Here is a 16,687-nt window from a genome sequence, read left to right on the forward strand (position 1 = left end):
CATGCCGACATGCTTATCTTCAACCTTGTCTACGGGGTCCTGGCAGTCATCACTTGGAGCGCGTTCTTCTACAAACTCCGGGACCTCATCAGAGACCCCTGTAGCCGGGAGCTCCGGTTACTGTGCCTGGCGATAGCCTCCTTCGCCACACCCTTCGTCATCGCATCACCGTGGCTCTACGTGCGCATCGACCGCGCGATCGGCGTCACCAACATCTGCACCCTGTTCGTCTACTCGTCCTGCGCTCTGACCGAGGCGGCCTTCCTTGCCCTGCTGGTGAGCTGGTCGTCCGCACAACACCGCGTCAAGGTGTGGCACCGCATCCTGGTCGCTTATGCCGTCATCACCATCGCCTCCATGGTGACGCTTTTCTGCCTCGGTGACGTGAGCGACGGCGAACACGACGTCGACTTTGACGTCCACTACGCCAAAACCCTTTACATCTCCCAGTTCCTGCTGATCTATGCGCTGCTGTTCGTCGTCGGCATGATCGGCCTGGTCTTCATGTGCTGGCGCTACGCCAAGGTCGTTGACCGGCCATGGCTGCGCCGCGGTCTCAGGACCATCGCCGTCGGCGCGATCTTCGGAATGGGCTACGGCGTGCCCAAGACCGTCTCCAATCTCTGGGACACGTTCGGCACGTCGCCGCTTCACTTCATCAGCATCAACGTGGCGCCCATGAGTGCAAGCGTCGCCGCCTGGCTCTTCGCCGCCGGTTTCACCATGCCCGCCTGGGGCGTCGGTCTTGACCGCTCCCGCGAGCGCCTTGCACTGAACGGCGCCTACCGGCGCCTGCGCCCCCTGTGGGCAGCTCTCACCCAGGCCTTCCCGGAAGTCGTGCTGTTCCCCGACGTGCACACAGCCAAGGCACGCATGCGACTGCGTGACGAGGACCCTGGCTTCGTCGTCAGCCGCACCGTCATCGAGATCCGCGACGGCCAGCTCGCCCTCCGCCCACACTACGACCCCGGGGTAGCCGAGGCCGCACGCACGCTGTGCGCTGCCCGGGGCCTGACCTTCGAGGAAGTCGAGGCCGTTGTGGAGGCGGCACAGATCAAGGCAGCCCTTGGTGTACGTGAAACTGGCGGGCACACAGCGGAGCACGCTGGTGATGTCCCACACGACCCTGCCGCCGGCGACATGAGTGAGGAACGTGATTGGCTCATCCGCGTAGCAGAAGCATTCCAGCACTCGGCACTCGTTGACCAGGCAGCAGCCACCAAGAACCAGCCCACAGCGGAAGCGAAACGATGACAACTGCTCCATCGTCGGCCAGCCTGTTCAACGATGCGCTCATGACCGACCCGTACCGAACGTACGCCCGGCTGCGGGAAGCCGGGCCGGTGCACCACACCACCACTCCTGACGGCGCCCCCGTGTGGGTCGTCACCCGCTACGAGGATGTGCGTGCCGCTCTCACGGACCCGCGGTTATCGCTGAACAAGGCAAACGCCCACACTGCCGGCCGCTACAAGTCATCCATGCCGCCGGAACTGGACGCGCATCTCCTCAATACGGATCCACCTGACCACACGCGGCTTCGCCGACTGGTCTCCAAGGGTTTCACCGCCCGGCGTGTCGAGGGTCTGCGGCAGGGCGTCCAGGCGCACGTCGATGGACTCCTGGACGCCATCGCAGACCGGCCAGCCGACCTGATGCAGGCCCTGGCAAACCCTCTGCCCATGATGGTCATCTGCGAACTTCTCGGCATTCCTACGCAGGACCACAGTGACTTCCGCACCTGGACCCGTAGCGTGCGGGGGTCCGAGGAGGACTCGGCCGTGGAATCCCGTACCGCCATGCGGAAGATGCACCAGTACCTCACCGGAGTGATCGCTGCCAAGCGCAACGAGCCGACCGATGACCTGCTTTCCGATTTGATCGGGGCTCGCGACGAACATGACAGACTGAGCGAACCGGAGCTGCTCGCCATGGCGTTCCTGATCCTCTACACCGGCTACACCAGTGCGGTGAACCTGATCGGTAATGCCGCGTTGGCGCTCCTGCTGCACCCAGAGGTGATGACTTCGGTTCGGGCCGGCAGCACACCGATCCGCGCGGTGCTGGAAGAGACACTCCGCTGGAACGCCCCCGTCACGCTGGGGATCCGACGCTTCGCTCTGGCAGATCTCGCCATCGGCGGCGTCAACATCCCCGCCGGATCCCGCGTCTGGGTCTCACTCGCCTCGGCCCACCGAGACCCGGCCCAGTTCTCCAATCCCGACCGCTTCCAGCCCGAACGACCGGCTGCCCACCTGGACTTCGGCCACGGAATCCACTACTGCCTTGGTGCCCCCCTGGCGCGCCTTGAAGCCGAGGTCGCTCTCACGCGTCTCCTGAACCGATTCCCTGATCTGGACCTTGCAGTTCCCGCCGACGAGTTGGAATGGCTACCCTCGTTTCATCATCGCGGCCTGAAGACGCTGCCAGTGACCTGGTGACTGCCACCCCCCTCAGGTCCAGGAATGTCGACGACGGCTCAGTTCTTCACTGCCTCCGCGACCGTCCACGCCTCCGGCGGAGGGCGACGGACCGCGAGCGCAACCACAATCCGATCCGACATCGACACCGGCGCCTGCGCCTGCGCCGACGCCCGACGGTGCCGCACGCGCCGGAACGACCGATGAGCGTCGCACGGGCCGAGCCGCCGAGAGGTCGCGCTGGAATTCCGCGGGTAGCGGCGCCGACCCGGAGAGCGCCGGCCGGACCGGCACACGCAGTGGCACCGGCAGCGAGAGCCCCGGCAACCACGGCGGTGCGGACCGCTCCTCCGCACCCACGGCGTCCTCGGACCGCCCCGACGGCGAGCCCTTGCCCTCGGTACGTCCGTCCGACTCGGCACAGCCCTACGCCCCGCCCCCGTCCCCCACGCAACCGCCCGCACCGTCGCCGGCTCCCACGCGGCCGCCGGTCACGCCACGGGCTCCCACGGAACCGCCCACCCCACAGCCGGCCCCCGCACAGCCGAGTGCCGCCCAGCCGGCCCCCGCACAGCCCGCGCCCGTGCAGCCGGCGAAGCCGATCGCGCCGCGGCCGGTCGTACGGTCCGTGGCCGCGCCGGAAGAAGCGGCCGGGGCACCGTGCCCGGTGTGCGGCACGCCCAATGCGCCGGAGCGCCGGTTCTGCCGCCGCTGTGCCAGCCCGCTGACCCCGGCGGCGGCTCATGAGCAGCTGCCCTGGTGGCGGACGATCTGGCCGTTCCGACGCCGGGTCCGGGCGGGATCCGGGTACTGGTGACACTGGCGGCGATCCTGGCGTTCTGCGTGGGCGGGTTCTTCCTGCTGCCCGCCGGGCGCACCCTGATCGAGCGGCCTTGGTACTCCGCGGGGTCCGACACCATGGTGGGCGCCGGCCAGTGCAGACAAAGGTGACCGGTCCAGGGCGGTGTCCGGCGCAGTCAGGCGTCATCCGGCAAGGGAGCCGATGGCAATCACCGGGGTGGAAAACCACCAGGATGGAACCAGACCGATCGCGTCGGAGACCGCTCCCCATACGGCGGCACCGACCGCCATCCCTCCTTGCGGTCGCCGAGGACGCCGTGCTCACCACAGCGGTTGAGATCGCCCAGGCGCAGGTGAACAAGGCCGGTGACACCCTCGGAACCATCAAGGCCCGCATGTGCGCCCCAGTCCCCGCCGCCCGGCAGGACAGCATCAGCCCGCTCGGCTGACGTGGGCAGCAGGCGGCGAACATCGGGGTCTTGATGCAAAACAGCGCCCGGTCAGGTGAGATCCGGAAAACCTCGCGGCCGCCGGCATGCCCGGTAGGATGTCGTCCCACAGGCGCCTCGGCCACGCCACCACCGCCCGGTCGTAGATACACCGCTTTCTGTCACCCACGGCGGTTCCAATCCTCGTGACAAAGCGCCAACTGTCGTGTCACAGCTCACTGCGCACGTTGTGGGCGCCGCAGGAGTGACAGATGTCGCGCCCACGTGCCAACCACCTCGCTCAATCACACCCCGGGGCCGCGGCGATCGCGAGCACGGGCGGCTTGTGCCACAGGACCTCCGGGGTCGGGACCGGCGCCAAAGTCATCGCCTCGACCTGGACGTCGATGCGTGCCTGATCGGCGTCCACCTTCAGGAACACGTCGCCGACGCGCAGGGTCGCGCGCTCGGAATGGGCGCCGACGACCTTGACCCTCCTCGATGGCGACCAATATCCCGGATGACCGTCGACGTCGCCGGGCTTATCGCGTGCGATTGAGCGGCTGACTGCATCCCGCTGCCCAGCGGCCACGTGCACGACACCGACCGCTGACCAGGCCAAGCCCAGCACTTTTGTTAGGAGTCCTAAAGGGCATACTCGTGCCGTGAACGTTTCCCCCTCGCGCCCGCCTCACACACGGCGCCACCCACCGTCGGTCGCTCAATGCGCTTCCCTGGCCATAGGTTTGCCAGTGGCGTGAGGTGTCACGCGCACAGCCGTACCTGGAACCGGCATGGAGCAACGTGAGCAGCATGGCCGCCAGCGAGAAGGCCCGGGCCAAGGCCGAGCAGGCAGTGGGCAAGGCCGCCCAGGCAGCCGGACGCGCCACCGGTAACCAGAAGCTGATCGCCAAGGGGCGTGGCCCAGGCCGCGGGCGACGCCCGCGAAGCCAAGGAGTCCCTCAAGACACCAGTTGATGCAGGTCACCGTTGACGCTTCACCGTGGTGCCGGTGCTGGCGGGAACTACTGACGACGTCATCGTGGTCAGCGTCGCCAGCCTGAAGCTCCTGCTACACCAAGTGGGCGGACACGATCGGTTGACGCTTGACTGCATGCCCGCGTGCGAGCGTCCATGGTCGCGGCCGACGCGCCAAGCGGGATCACGGAGACGACCGCAATTCCCACGCGTCGGCCTATCCGTCCGGAACACTCGCGATGCGCACGCGCCGGCGACACCAGCGGCCCCCAGGGACCGCGCCCCGGCCGGGGACCTCACTCCTCAAGCCCTTCGGGAAGCGAGGCCCTCTTCATGCCCGACACCACGATCAGCGACCAACTGGCGGGGCTTTCCCCCGCCGTCATCCACGTCTACACCCAACTCATCGCCTTCACCGACCCAGCCACCGTCGACGACATCGCCCAAGCAGCCGACACCGCCCGCTCCAGCACCTTCAAGGCCCTCGTCACCCTCGAAGAGCGAAACCTCGCCCACCGCAACCGAGGTATCAAGAACGGCCCCGACCGCCGGCCCGACCTCTGGCACGCCCCCCACACCGCCCCGACCCCGACGTTGGAACCACCCAGCATTCGTGAGGAACCGGTAGCACAGGCAGTCGCCGCACCCTGCGCGGCTGCCCCAGCCCCGGGCAACAACCACCAGATGAGGGAACCGTACGAGTCCACCGATTATCGAACCGACGAGAAGTGCGACGCCTCGGCATCGCAGCGGGCTGCCTCATCCGCTCCGCAACCTGCCCAGCGCCCCGCAACCCTCCAGCCGAATGGCATCACCCCCGCAACCGTCTCACCCGGCGGAAGCAAGCGCCTTGCCCGCGGAGCCCTCCGACAGCTTGTCATCGACCACCTCAACGCCCACCCCGGTGAATCCTTCACCGCCACACGGATCAGCCGCGTGATCGACCGTTCGTCCGGTGCCGTCGCCAACGCGCTCGTCACCTTGTCCACGCAAGGTCTCATCGAGCAGGTCACCGATCGCCCGCGCACCTATCGCGCGACACCCCAGGAACGGACTGCGTAGTCCGGCAGCAAGCCGAGTACCTGCCGTGCCGGTTCCAGCCAGAGCGAGGAATCGGCACGGCAGCTTCCGCCGTCAGCGTGCGGCCAAGCCACACTTGGCGGTCGTAGCGGCCCGTCCAACCGGCAGCGGTGGTGGTCCGGCTGGCCCGAAAGCTGTTTGGGGCCTGGCGAGTCATCGGTTGCTGGGCTGCACAAGTGCCTCAACGAGTTCCGCAGGTGGGCTGTCCGTCAGCCGGGTCGGTGGCGGCCACCACCGACTTGCGTCTTGTGGATACGGGATCGGCAAGCGCCCCCAGTGGCGTGTGTTCGGGTCGCTCGGTTTCCACACGGTGGCCTGCGCAGCGTCAGCGCGCCGTCGCGTGGTCTGTTCGGGCTGACCGGCTTGGTGAAGATGAGGACGTCCTCGTGCTGGATCACCGCGAGGGGGATGCCCTGGCGGCGGGCGTCGCGTGCGTTCTTCATCTGGAAGAACGACGGTCGGGTGATCAGGCGGCTGTCGCGGATGCCTGCGAGGAGGGCAACGCAGCGTTCAGTGGGAGTGAGGCCGGCGGCTTTGCCGGCGGCGAGGACTGCCGACGGCAAGTCGATGAGTTCGCCTCGTTCGCGCCACGGGCGGGCGGTGACCACGACCGTGCCGCCTGGCCTCAGCATCAAGCGACACTGGACGAGGATGTCGGTGAAGGCGTCCAGGAGCCGGTCGGTGGAGACGTGGGCGAGGTTGGAGGGGTCGTGGCTGTAGCGGTAGTCCTTCTTGACCACGCCGCGTTCGCCGGTCTCGCGGCTGGAGCGGACCTGGCCGTGCACGGAGCTTCCGTACGGCGGTGAGGTCACCACGAGGTCTACCTCGCCGCGGCGGGCGGCGGGGATGAGCTGGGTGAGTTTTCGGGCGTCGCCGCAGTGCACGGCGCCGGCGCTGGTGCCGTCTTGTCGTGTGGCGGAGGCGGCGTTGAGGCGCGCGAGGTCGGCCCATTTGGGTTCGTACTCGACGCCGAGGGCGCTGCGGCCGAGGTGGATGGCCTCGACGAGGGTGGTGCCGATGCCGCACATCGGGTCGAGGACCAGGTCGCCAGGGCGCGTGTAGGTGGAGATGGCGTGGGCGGCGATCCGCGGGAGCATCTTGGCGGGGTGGGCGGCCGAGCCGGGCACGTAGCGGCCTTTGCGTTGCGCTGGGGCGGAGGTGGGGGCGGTGTTCCACACCGAGAGGGGGATGGGCACGGCGGTGTCTCCTCTTTCCCGGGTCTAGGCGTGGCGGATCGCGGACAGGGCGATCAGGTCGCAGTGCGCGACGCCACGGGAGATGTCCGCAGGAAGGACGGGTACGAGGTGGTCGCCGACCGGGTGGGCGTAGGCGACGACGATGTGCTGGAGGTAGCGGAAGCCGGCGGTGCGGGCGCAAGCGATCAGTGTCCCCAGCGGGTCGGTGAGGTGTCCGGCCTCCCGGCGCTGGCGGGTGGCCAGCAGCAGGAGTCCGTAGTCGGGGAGGAGCCGGTGGGCACGGTGGAAGAACCCGGGCCAGCCGTCCTCCAGTGCACCGCGCATCCCGCTTTGGTCGGACGGCAGCTCGTCGGTGGGAGCGGGGAGGGTGTCGGGGTGGAGTTCGGCCAGCAGGAGGGAGGGCTTCTTCGTTGCCTCCTCGTCGTCGGCCGGGGTGGTGAAGGGGGTGGTGGGGATGCGGGCGTCCATGCCCGGTGCCGTGTCCCGGATCGCGATCTTGAGGAGTGGGGCGGGCCGGTCGGCGGGGCGTCCGACGAAATCGGTGCGGATCTTGTCGAGGGCCCAGGCGGGCAGTACCGCACCCGGGATAGGAGCGGCGTTGGGCTCGTCCGGAGCGGGGAGCCACACAGTCGTCGGCAACAGGTGGGCGATACGGCGGCGGCGAGCAGTGGGGTTCGGCATGGGCTGAGCGGCGCCCGGGGGTAAGGGTCCAGCCGTGCTCGTGCTGACGTGAGTTATAGGGACTCGCTGGCCGTTCTTCGCCATCGACATATAGGTGTTCGATCTCCTTGGCAGTCGCTCCGGGCGGGCGGCGGGCATCACGGATCATCCTTGCCGGGTATCGCGTTTGCGCAGATCACCTCCCATGCGAGCCAGTCGCGTGCCATCTGCGAGCCACTACCGAACCACGGAGGGTGAGCCCCATGACAGCGGTCAGATCGAGGGCGAAAAGTTTCCTGTTCGAATCGAGCTGCTCCGTCTGAGGCGTCGTTCCAGTCCATGCCGGGAGCAGGAGAGCCGAGCCATCGCACAGGCCGGTCCATTGGACCGGCGGTGACGCGGCACTGGCGTGTGGGTGGGCCGACGGTGACACGGGGGCCTGGGAGGGGTGGCGGCGGAAGTCGTCCACACGTCACGGGAGATGCGCCATGCACCACCGTCACCACGTCCACCGGCCCACCGCCGCCCACCCGCAGAGCACCCTGCGTTCCCCGCTCGGAGAGCTGGAACAGACGTTCCTCGCCCTCGCCCACGGCGCCGAGCCTCTCACCCTTCCCGCGCACCTGGTCTGCGACGAACTCGACCCAGGGGCCTGGCCGGTCGACCGGATCCGCACTCACCTGGCCCACCCCTCCACCCGCGCCGACCTGCGCGAGCAGACCTGGCGCGAGGTGGTCCGGCGCGCCCACGCCCTCGGCGAACCGTGGGATGTGGTCGCCGTGGCCATGACCGTGCCGGTGCTGCGCCGGATGCTCGCCCGGCTGGCCCGCCCCGTCCATCTGGAGCGCGCCGAGGTCGAGCAGGAGGCGCTGGCCGCCGTCGCCACGGCCCTGCGCACGGTGGACCCGAGCGTGGAGCGGCTGGACCGGGAACTGTTCAGCGCCGCCGACCGTGCCGTACACCGGCTGGTGTACGCAGCACGCCGCGATGCCCTCCGTGAAACCGGTGCGCACGCCGTTCCGCTCGACCGCCTGTGCTCCACGTCCCAGGTGGATCACGGTGAGCCGGTGGACGAGCTGACGGTGCTGGCCCGTGCCGTGCAGGCCCGGGTGCTGGACATGGCGGAAGCGCGCCTGATCGCCCGTAGCCGCCTCGACGGCGAACCCATGAGCCGGCTTGCGGCCGAGCGCGGGGTGAGCGTGCGTCAGCTGTACCGTCACCGCAGCGCGGCCGGACAGTACTTGGCCTCGTACCTGCGCCGCCAGCTCCAGGACCTGTAGGGCGCCCGGCTGAGTGATCTCCGATGGCTGGATGTCAATTCCAGCCATCGGCCTCTCTATTCACAAGTGACGGCGGCCCAGCCCGGTTTCGGACGATGCCGCCAGTTCCGCTCCGGGGCGGCGGCCGATGCCCCGGAGCGGGTGCCGCACGGCGCGCGGTGAGCACGACCGTCTCGTGCTGACACCCGAGAAACCCGTTCCGCCGCTCCCCCGAAGGAGGCCGGCCCCGGGCCCAGGGTTCTGCTCACCGCGCGCCTGCCGCTCCCGCGCCGCGGGCGCTCCTTCTCCTGCCACCGGTTTCCGTCCTGTCCGGCTGCGTGCCCTTGGAGGTTTTGCCGTCATGCTCGCAAGGCTCCGTCGGCCGTACCGGCCTGTGGTCCGGTCGCTCGGGCGGTGGTTGTTCCGGCTGGGGTTCGTCGCGGCCTGCACCGCTTCGGCGCTGCTGGCGGACCCGCCCTGCGTATGGGCAGTCGCGGACATCCCGACCGTCATCACGAATCTGCGGAACTGGATCGTCGGCATCCTCGCCGGGCTCGCCACCCTGTTCCTCACCTTCGGCGGGCTGCGCTACCTGATGGCCGGCTGTGATCCCGGCGAAGTTGAGGCCGCAAAGCGGGGGTTGAAAGCTGCGGCGATCGGCTACGGGCTGGCGATCCTGGCCCCGGTGATCGTGACGGTGCTGCAGGGCATCGTCGGCGCCGGCGGGGGCAAGCGGTGATGCGCACCAGGCGTCTGGGCCGTGCCCTGCCGCTGCTGTTTCTGGCCTCTCTCGTGGTTCCGCTTGCCCAGCCGGACTCCGCGTACGCCGTAAGTACGGTTGCCTTCACCCCGGCAGCCCCTGATCCGCCTCACCCCGGACCGCAGACCACGCCCGGTCCCGAAGCTTCTTCCCCCGTGCCTGACACCGGGCCGATGCCGGATCTCACGCCCGGAGCCACGCCATCACCGGGCCGCCCCGCGCCGAAACCGGAACGGCCGGCCTCCCCCGAGTCGACGCCAGGGTCCAGCCCTTCGGCGTGCGAGGCCGCAGGCGTCGGATGCGACAAGGCGACCGGCTGGGGGTTCCTCGACATCCCCGGCATGATCATGAACGCGGTCACCTCGTTCCTCGGCACGCTGATCGAGCAGATCATGAAGCCGGCCCGCGAGTTCCTCGCCGACACCCTGCTGGCCACCCCCGACGTCACCAAGCACGCCGACATCAAGCGGCTGTGGACCTGGATGCTGAGTGTCACAGCCGGGATCTATGGGCTGTTCGTGACCGCGGGCGGCATCACGGTAATGGGCTACGAGACCGTCCAGAACCGCTACGCCCTGCGGCAGATCGCCCCGCGCCTGCTGCTGGGGATGGTCGCGGCGGCTGCCTCTTTGACTGTGATGGGCAAGGCGATCAGCCTGTCCAACGCCCTCGCCCACGCGATCATGGCCACCGACATGGCGGACGCTGGGCAGGGCATGGTCGAACGCGTCCTGCCCTTCGCCTTGTTCGGCGCCACGGGCCTACAGATGTACCTGCTCATCCTGGCGATCGTGGCAACGGCGCTGGTCTTGGCGGTGCTGATCGGCTTCATGGTCCGCGTCGCGGTGATGGCGCTCCTGGCCGCGTTCGCGCCGCTGATGCTGGCGTGTCACGCACATCCGCTGACCGATCCGGTCGCCCGCCTGTGGTGGCGCGGTCTGGCCGGCTGCTTGGTCATCCAGATCGCCCAGTCGATGACGTTCATTCTCGCTTTGAAGCTGTTCTTCGCTCCCGGCGCCACAGCCCTGGGCATCCCCAAGGCCGACCAGCTGGGCACGATGCTCGCCGGCGTGGCCCTGTTCTGGGCGCTGTTCAAGATCCCTGGCTGGACGTTGCACGTCGTTCTGCGCGCCACCCCCGTGCACAGTCCGCATGCGCCTGCCGGGGTGCGGATGCTCAGGCACCTGGCGATGTACCGGCTCATGGACCACTACCTGCCGGGCATGAACCTGCTGCGTCGCCGCCCTGGCGGTGGTGGAGGTGCCGGATCGCCCCTGGGCCGTGGCGGACCCGGCAGGGGCGGAGGTGGCGGAGGAGGCCGTCCTGGACGGGGCGGGGGCGGAACTGGTGGCGGGCGGCCGCCCGCCGGGCCTGGGCGGGGAGGCGCAGGCGCGCGAGGCCTGGGCCGGGGCCTGCTCGCCCGCGGCCGCGCGGCCGTGGCTCGTCCCGTTGGCCGCCCAGGAGCAGCGGGTGCGCCTGGCCCTGGCGGCGTTCTTCGACCGGGCCGGGCCCCTCAGCGCCGCAGGCCCGGAACAGCTCCCCCCGTCCGTACTCCGCGAGGTCCCCGTGCTGTGATTCATCCGGCTCAAGCCCGCCGGATCCGGCAACTAGCCCTGCCCATTGCCGCTCCGCGCATCCCCACCCGACCGGCGAGCCCCACCCAGCTGTGGCTGCCGATCCACGCCGAGCGCGCCCCGGCACCGCCCCCAGCGGCCCGCGCCGTGCCCGCCACACCACCGCCAGCGGCCCGGCCGGCCCGTGCCGCCCGAGCGCGCCAGCTGGCCCTGCCCGTTCCTGCCCGCCGCGTCCGCGTCCGGCCGCCGCGCCCCATGCAGCTGCGCCTGCCCCTCGAACCACCCCGGAGGTAACCCGCATGCATCCATCCGATGAGGCGGCAGACGCCCCATACACCACCGCCCGCATTCCGGCCGACATCTCCCGCCCCGACCGCCTTCTGGGGCCTTTCACCGCCCGGCAAACGGCCATCCTCGCTGTCGCGGCGCTCGTGCTGTACGGCGGCTGGTGGGCCACGCGCCCCTTCATGACGCCGCTCGCGTACGCGGCCCTCACTATCCCGATCGCCGGGGCAGTAGCCGCCCTCTCAGTCGGCCGCCGAGAGGGCATCGGCCTCGACCGCTTCCTGCTGTGTGCGCTCGCCCATGCCCGCGCGCCGAAGCGCCAGGTGCACACTCCCGAAGGCGTACCACGACTGCCAGCAGTCATTCCTGGCCGCTGGGCCACAGCCGCAGGCCCGCCTCCAGCCGCGCTGCGCATGCCGTACGACGGCATCACCGCTGACGGAGTGCTCGACCTGCACCGTGAGGGAAAGGCGGCCCTGGCCACGTGCTCCACGGTCAACTTCGAACTGCGCTCGGCAGCCGAGCAGCAGAACCTGACGGCGGCCTTCGCGCGCTGGCTCAACTCCCTGACCGGGCCCACCCAGCTGCTGGTGCGCTGCCACCGCATCGACCTCGCCCCGCTCGCCGACACCCTGCAGCAGGACGCCGCCGCGCTACCGCACCCCGAATTGGAGCGGGCCGCCCGCGCGCACGCCGACTTCCTCGCCGACCTCGGCACCGGCGGCAACCTGCTCGGCCGGCAGATCGTGCTGGTCGCCCGCGAAGAAGCCACAGCACCCGGCATGCGACGCCACACTGGCGAAGGGCGGGTCCGTCAGCGCGTGGCCGAGGCTGCCCACGCCCTCGCCGCCGCCGAGATCACTGTCACGCCGCTGGACACCGAACAAGCCGCCGAGTTGGTCCGCGCTGCCTGCAACCCGGACACCCCCACCCCCGACGAAGAGGGGTCGGAAGGTGATCTCGTATGAGCCGGCTCCGCTTCCGTACCTCGCACGTCCCTGTGGAGCCGCCAATGGTTGACGGCGGCCATCTGCTGGATGTGGCGGGCCCCGAGGCGATCGAGGTGCACGCTCGTGCCCTGGCCATCGGCGCGCACGTGGCCACCACGCTGGTGGTCACCGGCTACCCGGCCGAGGTAACCCCCGGCTGGCTTGCACCGCTGCTGAACTTCCCCGGCCACCTCGACATCGCCCTGCACATCGAGCCCGTACCCAACGCCCTCGCCGCTGCCGGGCTGAAGAAGCAGCGGGCCCGCCTGGAGTCCGGCCGCCGCACCGGCTTCGACAAGGGCCACCTGGACGATCCCGAGGTGGAAGCCGCCGCTGCGGATGCCGCCGAGCTCGCCTATCGGATCGCCCGAGGCGAGGGAAAGCTGTTCCACGTCGCCCTCTACCTGACCGTGCATGCCTCAGACGAGGAGAGCCTGGCCGAGCAGGCCGCCGCCGTACGGGCAATCGCCGAGTCCCTGCTCATGACCATCGCCCCCACCACCTACCGGGCCCTGCCCGCCTGGCTCGCGACCCTCCCCCTGGGCATCGACACACTCAAGGTCCGCCGTACCTTCGACACCGCCGCGCTCGCCGTCTGCTTCCCCTTCACCAGCCCCGACCTGCCGATCACCACGGATGAGGACGGCATCGCCTCCGGGGTCCTCTACGGCCTCAACGCGGTGTCCGGTGCGCCAGTGCTGTGGGACCGCTTCGCGCAGGACAACTACAACTCCATCGCTCTGGCCCGCTCCGGCGCCGGGAAGTCCTATCTGACCAAACTGGAGCTGCTGCGACTGCTGTTCACGGGCGTGACGGCCTCGGTGATCGACCCGGAGGACGAGTACGTCCGCCTCGCCGAAACCGTCGGCGGGCAGGTCATCGCGCTCGGCGCCGACGGCGTACGCCTCAACCCCTTCGACCTCCCGGCGGCACCGGACAGTAGCGAGGATGTCCTCACGCGGCGCGTGCTGTTCCTGCACACCTTCCTCGCCGTCCTGCTGAGCAGCGACTTGACCGCGGCGGAGAAGGCCGTGCTGGACCGTGCCATCCTGGCCACGTATGCACGCGCCGGGATCACCGCAGACCCCCGCACCTGGCAGCGCACCCCGCCGACACTCGCCGACCTCGCCACCGTCCTGGCCGAGGACGGAAGCGAAGCCTCAGTCGATCTCGCCAGCCGGCTCACCCCTTTCACCACTGGCTCGCACGCAAGGCTGTTCAACGGCCACAGCACCGCCTCGACCACCGGACACCTCGTCGTATTCGCCCTGCGTCAGCTCCCCGAGGAGATCAAGGCCCCGGCCATGCTGCTCGCGCTGGACGCGATCTGGCGGCAGGTCACTCACCGCACGCCACCGAGCCGGCACCTGGTCGTGGTGGACGAGGCGTGGCTGCTGATGCGGGACGGCGCGGGCGCCGGCTTCCTGTTCCGCATGGCCAAGGCCGCCCGTAAACGCTGGACCGGCCTCGCGCTGGTCACCCAGGATGCCGATGACATCCTCGCCTCCCCGCTCGGCCGGGCCATCGTCTCCAACGCAGCCACCCAGATCCTGCTCCGCCAGGCCCCGCAAGCCATCGAGGTGATCAGCGACAACTTCCATCTCTGCCATGGCGAGCGGGAGTTCCTATTGGCCGCCTCCCAGGGCGAGGCACTGCTGCTGGCCGGTGACCGCCGCCACAAGGTCGCCCTGCTCAGCGTCGCGGCACCTGGCGAACACGAGGTGATCACCACGGATCCCGGCGAGCTCGCCGCCCACTACCGAGCAGGCGAGGATCACGACACCGACGGGCTCTACACCGATGAAACCGTCGGCCCCGACGCGGGCTGGGTCTCGTGACAGCGCACATCCCGAACGCTCTGTCTCGGCCCGGCGGGCCGCTGGTGGACTTCCTCACCGATCCGGACGCGTTCTGGACCGCGATCAGCAGCCACGGCGTCGGCTGGCTCGGGGCGCACGCCGTCGTCCTCGCCCCGCTTGCAGCCGCCGCCGTGGCTGGCGGTTCGGCGCTGAGGTATCGCCTGCGTCTGTGGCGCGAGCGGCGCCTCGCCCAGGGCGCGCGCTGTGTGGAGATCCTCGCTCCGCCCACGGTCGCTGTCCGGGGCGGGGAAGTCCTGTGGGCTCAGCTCGCCGGTCTCCTGCGTCCCTGGTGGCGCCGGGTCACGACGGGCCAGCCGCACCTCGCCTTCGAATACACCTGGTCCCACACCGGGCTGTCCATCCGGCTGTGGCTGCCCGGCACCGTGCCGCTGGGCCTGGTACGCCGCGCTGTCGAGGCCGCCTGGTCCGGCGCCCACACCCGCGTCACCGACCCCTCTCCGCTCCTCCCGCACGGCCACACGGTGACCGCCGGGCGGCTGCACTCCGCCCGTCCCGACGTGATGCCGCTGCGCACCGACCACGCGACCGACCCGCTGCGGGTGCTGCTCCAGGCCGCCACCGGCATGGGCGAGGACGAGACCGCGAGCGTGCAGATCCTGGCCCGCCCCGCCACCGGCAGCGCATTGCGCAGGGCCCGCCGCCAGGCCCGCAGGCTGAAGGCCGGACACACTCCCGCCCGGCCGCTCGCCCTCGCCGCGCTCCTCCTCCACCGCACCCAGCCCGCCGCCACCGGCAAACAGGACCCCGAACACGGCGCCGCCGTACGGCAATCGGCAGCCAAGCTCTCCGGCCCGCAGTGGCACTGCGTCCTCACCTACGCCGCCACCTGCTCCCCCAAAGCCGAGCGTGCCGAGGACGTGGCGCGCGGCCGGGCCCACGCGCTCGCCTCAGCCTTCGGCCTGTACGCCGACCGCAACTACCTCGTGCGGACCCGCCTGCGCCGTCCCGAGCCGCATCTGAGTCGCCGGTGTTTCCCGTTCGCGCGGCCGGCGCTGTTGTCGGTCCCGGAACTCGCTGCTCTGGCCCACCTTCCCGCCGATTCGGACGCGCCCGGCCTGCAGCGGGCCGGAGCCCGCTCCATCCTGCCCCCACCCGCCGTCCCCGAACCCGCGCCCGGCAACGGGGTCAAGCCCCTCGGCCACTCGGACACCGGCGCCCGCCGCGGCGTCGGGCTCGCGGTCCCCGACGCCCGCCACCACCTCCATGTCATGGGCGCGACCGGCTCCGGCAAATCCACCCTCATCGCCAACCTCGTCCTCGACGACGTGCGCAACCACCGCGGCGTCATCGTCATCGACCCCAAGGGTGACCTGGTCACCGACCTGCTGGACCGCCTCCCGGACACCTGCGCCGACCGGCTGGTCCTCATCGACCCCGACGACCCCTACGCCCCGCCCTGTCTGAACGTCCTCGACGGCACGGACATCGACGTCGTCGTCGACAACATCACCGGCATCTTCCGCCGGATCTTCACCGCCTTCTGGGGACCACGCACCGACGACGTCATGCGCGCCGCCTGCCTCACCCTGCTCAAACACCGCGAGCGCACCCGCCAACTGGTCACCCTCGCCGACGTACCCCGCCTCCTGGGTGAGTCCGCCTACCGCCTGCGCATCATCCCCGCGCTCAAGGACCCCGTGCTACGCGGCTTCTGGGACTGGTACGAGTCCATGTCCGAGCCCTCCCGAGCGGCCGTGGTCGGCCCGGTGATGAACAAGCTGCGGGCATTCCTGCTGCGCGACTTCGCCCGCCGCGCCATCGCCGCCGGACCCTCCACCTTCGACCTCGCCAGCGTCCTCGACGGAGGCATCCTGCTCGCCCGCCTGCCCAAGGGAGCGCTCGGCGAGGAGACCGCCCGGCTGCTGGGCTCGTTCATCGTCGCCGGCACCTGGCAGGCCGCAGCCGCCCGCGCCCGCACGCCCGAGCACGCCCGGATCGACGCCACGCTCAGCATCGACGAGGCGCACAACTTCCTGACCCTCCCGTATCCGCTGGAGGACATGCTCGCCGAGGCACGCGGCTACCGCCTGTCCATGCTGCTGGCTCACCAGCACCTCGCCCAGCTCCCCCGCGACCTGCGCGAAGGCATCTCCGCCAACGCCCGCAACAAGGTCTTCTTCAACGCCTCCCCGGAAGACGCGGGCGCGCTGGAACGGCACACGCTCCCGACGCTGGCCGCGCACGACCTCGCCCACCTCGGCCCCTACCAGGCCGCCGCCCACCTGCTCACCGGCGGCGCGGAGTCCGCGGCGTTCACTCTCACCACCCGGCCCCTGCCACCGCCGGTGCCCGGCCGGGCCAAGGACTTGCGCGCGGCTGCCGGCGGACGCACCGGGCCACGGCCAACTACCCGTCCCTGATCCACGCTCTCGCCCTT

At 70.2% G+C, this 16,687-nt stretch carries 13 protein-coding genes and 2 pseudogenes; 12 read left to right on the plus strand and 3 right to left on the minus strand.

Going from position 1 to position 16,687, the window contains the following annotated elements; all coding sequences use genetic code 11:
- Positions 1–9: 9 nt before the first annotated feature.
- The 4 genes from BFF78_RS08085 to BFF78_RS49315 all read left to right on the plus strand — a co-directional run bounded on the left by BFF78_RS08085 (position 10) and on the right by BFF78_RS49315 (position 3,670).
- The gene (locus BFF78_RS08085; RefSeq protein WP_069777653.1) at positions 10–1,254 is read left to right on the plus strand and encodes an MAB_1171c family putative transporter; all 1,245 of its coding nucleotides are present in this window, start codon (positions 10–12) and stop codon (positions 1,252–1,254) included.
- A gap of 41 nt (positions 1,255–1,295) precedes the next feature.
- Complete coding sequence (locus BFF78_RS08090) at positions 1,296–2,441, plus strand: cytochrome P450 family protein (protein WP_227025761.1); 1,146 nt, start codon at positions 1,296–1,298, stop codon at positions 2,439–2,441.
- 738 nt (positions 2,442–3,179) lie between these two features.
- Positions 3,180–3,371: a hypothetical protein gene (locus tag BFF78_RS08095; RefSeq protein WP_069777655.1), complete on the plus strand. Its 192-nt coding sequence runs from the start codon at positions 3,180–3,182 to the stop codon at positions 3,369–3,371.
- Between the two features lie 167 nt (positions 3,372–3,538).
- On the plus strand, positions 3,539–3,670 hold the full coding sequence (locus tag BFF78_RS49315; protein WP_257786869.1) for a hypothetical protein: 132 nt from the start codon (positions 3,539–3,541) through the stop codon (positions 3,668–3,670).
- 289 nt (positions 3,671–3,959) lie between these two features.
- Here BFF78_RS49315 and BFF78_RS42915 read toward each other — a convergent pair.
- Positions 3,960–4,106, minus strand: a pseudogene (locus BFF78_RS42915) (aminoglycoside phosphotransferase family protein); the annotation flags it as partial.
- Between the two features lie 356 nt (positions 4,107–4,462).
- Between BFF78_RS42915 and BFF78_RS46765 the strand changes: the two are divergent.
- Together BFF78_RS46765 and BFF78_RS08105 are read left to right on the plus strand one after the other, a co-directional pair.
- Positions 4,463–4,643 (plus strand): annotated as a pseudogene (locus BFF78_RS46765) (CsbD family protein).
- Between the two features lie 317 nt (positions 4,644–4,960).
- The gene (locus tag BFF78_RS08105; RefSeq protein WP_069777657.1) at positions 4,961–5,689 is read left to right on the plus strand and encodes a winged helix DNA-binding protein; all 729 of its coding nucleotides are present in this window, start codon (positions 4,961–4,963) and stop codon (positions 5,687–5,689) included.
- 227 nt (positions 5,690–5,916) lie between these two features.
- Here the strand turns inward: BFF78_RS08105 and BFF78_RS08110 are convergent, their stop codons facing one another.
- Positions 5,917–6,903 (minus strand): TRM11 family SAM-dependent methyltransferase, encoded by a 987-nt coding sequence (locus BFF78_RS08110; protein ID WP_079161207.1) that lies wholly within the window; start codon positions 6,901–6,903, stop codon positions 5,917–5,919.
- A gap of 24 nt (positions 6,904–6,927) precedes the next feature.
- A complete protein-coding gene (locus tag BFF78_RS08115) occupies positions 6,928–7,584 on the minus strand; it encodes a hypothetical protein (protein WP_069777658.1) in 657 nt (218 codons plus the stop codon).
- A gap of 467 nt (positions 7,585–8,051) precedes the next feature.
- On the opposite strand from BFF78_RS08115, the gene BFF78_RS08120 reads away from it, so the two are divergent.
- From BFF78_RS08120 to BFF78_RS08145, 6 genes are all read left to right on the plus strand, one after another.
- Positions 8,052–8,843, plus strand: coding sequence for a hypothetical protein (locus BFF78_RS08120; protein WP_069777659.1), 792 nt, complete (start codon positions 8,052–8,054; stop codon positions 8,841–8,843).
- A gap of 340 nt (positions 8,844–9,183) precedes the next feature.
- On the plus strand, positions 9,184–9,561 hold the full coding sequence (locus tag BFF78_RS08125; RefSeq protein ID WP_069777660.1) for a pilin: 378 nt from the start codon (positions 9,184–9,186) through the stop codon (positions 9,559–9,561).
- A 362-nt stretch (positions 9,562–9,923) separates the two neighbouring features.
- Complete coding sequence (locus BFF78_RS08130; protein WP_069777661.1) at positions 9,924–11,450, plus strand: TrbL/VirB6 family protein; 1,527 nt, start codon at positions 9,924–9,926, stop codon at positions 11,448–11,450.
- A gap of 5 nt (positions 11,451–11,455) precedes the next feature.
- Entirely contained in the window at positions 11,456–12,409 is a 954-nt protein-coding gene (locus BFF78_RS08135; RefSeq protein ID WP_069777662.1) for a PrgI family protein, read from the plus strand.
- A gap of 44 nt (positions 12,410–12,453) precedes the next feature.
- A complete protein-coding gene (locus BFF78_RS08140) occupies positions 12,454–14,268 on the plus strand; it encodes a VirB4 family type IV secretion system protein (RefSeq protein ID WP_069777663.1) in 1,815 nt (604 codons plus the stop codon).
- Complete coding sequence (locus BFF78_RS08145) at positions 14,265–16,670, plus strand: DUF8128 domain-containing protein (protein ID WP_069777664.1); 2,406 nt, start codon at positions 14,265–14,267, stop codon at positions 16,668–16,670. Before BFF78_RS08140 ends, BFF78_RS08145 begins: the two co-directional genes overlap by 4 nt.
- Positions 16,671–16,687 lie beyond the last annotated feature (17 nt).

The sequence above is a fragment of the Streptomyces fodineus genome, assembly GCF_001735805.1.
GTDB classification, from domain to species: Bacteria; Actinomycetota; Actinomycetes; order Streptomycetales; family Streptomycetaceae; genus Streptomyces; species Streptomyces fodineus.

Excerpts from the sequence above, each read along its gene's own strand:
- BFF78_RS08105 (WP_069777657.1), top strand. The coding sequence starts at position 4,961 with ATGCCCGACACCACGATCAGCGACCAACTGGCGGGGCTTTCCCCCGCC.
- BFF78_RS08090 (WP_227025761.1), top strand. The coding sequence starts at position 1,296 with ATGACCGACCCGTACCGAACGTACGCCCGGCTGCGGGAAGCCGGGCCG.
- BFF78_RS08135 (WP_069777662.1), top strand. The coding sequence starts at position 11,456 with ATGCATCCATCCGATGAGGCGGCAGACGCCCCATACACCACCGCCCGC.
- BFF78_RS08120 (WP_069777659.1), top strand. The coding sequence starts at position 8,052 with ATGCACCACCGTCACCACGTCCACCGGCCCACCGCCGCCCACCCGCAG.
- BFF78_RS08125 (WP_069777660.1), top strand. The coding sequence starts at position 9,184 with ATGCTCGCAAGGCTCCGTCGGCCGTACCGGCCTGTGGTCCGGTCGCTC.
- BFF78_RS08140 (WP_069777663.1), top strand. The coding sequence starts at position 12,454 with ATGGTTGACGGCGGCCATCTGCTGGATGTGGCGGGCCCCGAGGCGATC.
- BFF78_RS08085 (WP_069777653.1), top strand. The coding sequence starts at position 10 with ATGCTTATCTTCAACCTTGTCTACGGGGTCCTGGCAGTCATCACTTGG.
- BFF78_RS08130 (WP_069777661.1), top strand. The coding sequence starts at position 9,924 with ATGATCATGAACGCGGTCACCTCGTTCCTCGGCACGCTGATCGAGCAG.
- BFF78_RS08115 (WP_069777658.1), bottom strand. The coding sequence starts at position 7,584 with ATGCCGAACCCCACTGCTCGCCGCCGCCGTATCGCCCACCTGTTGCCG.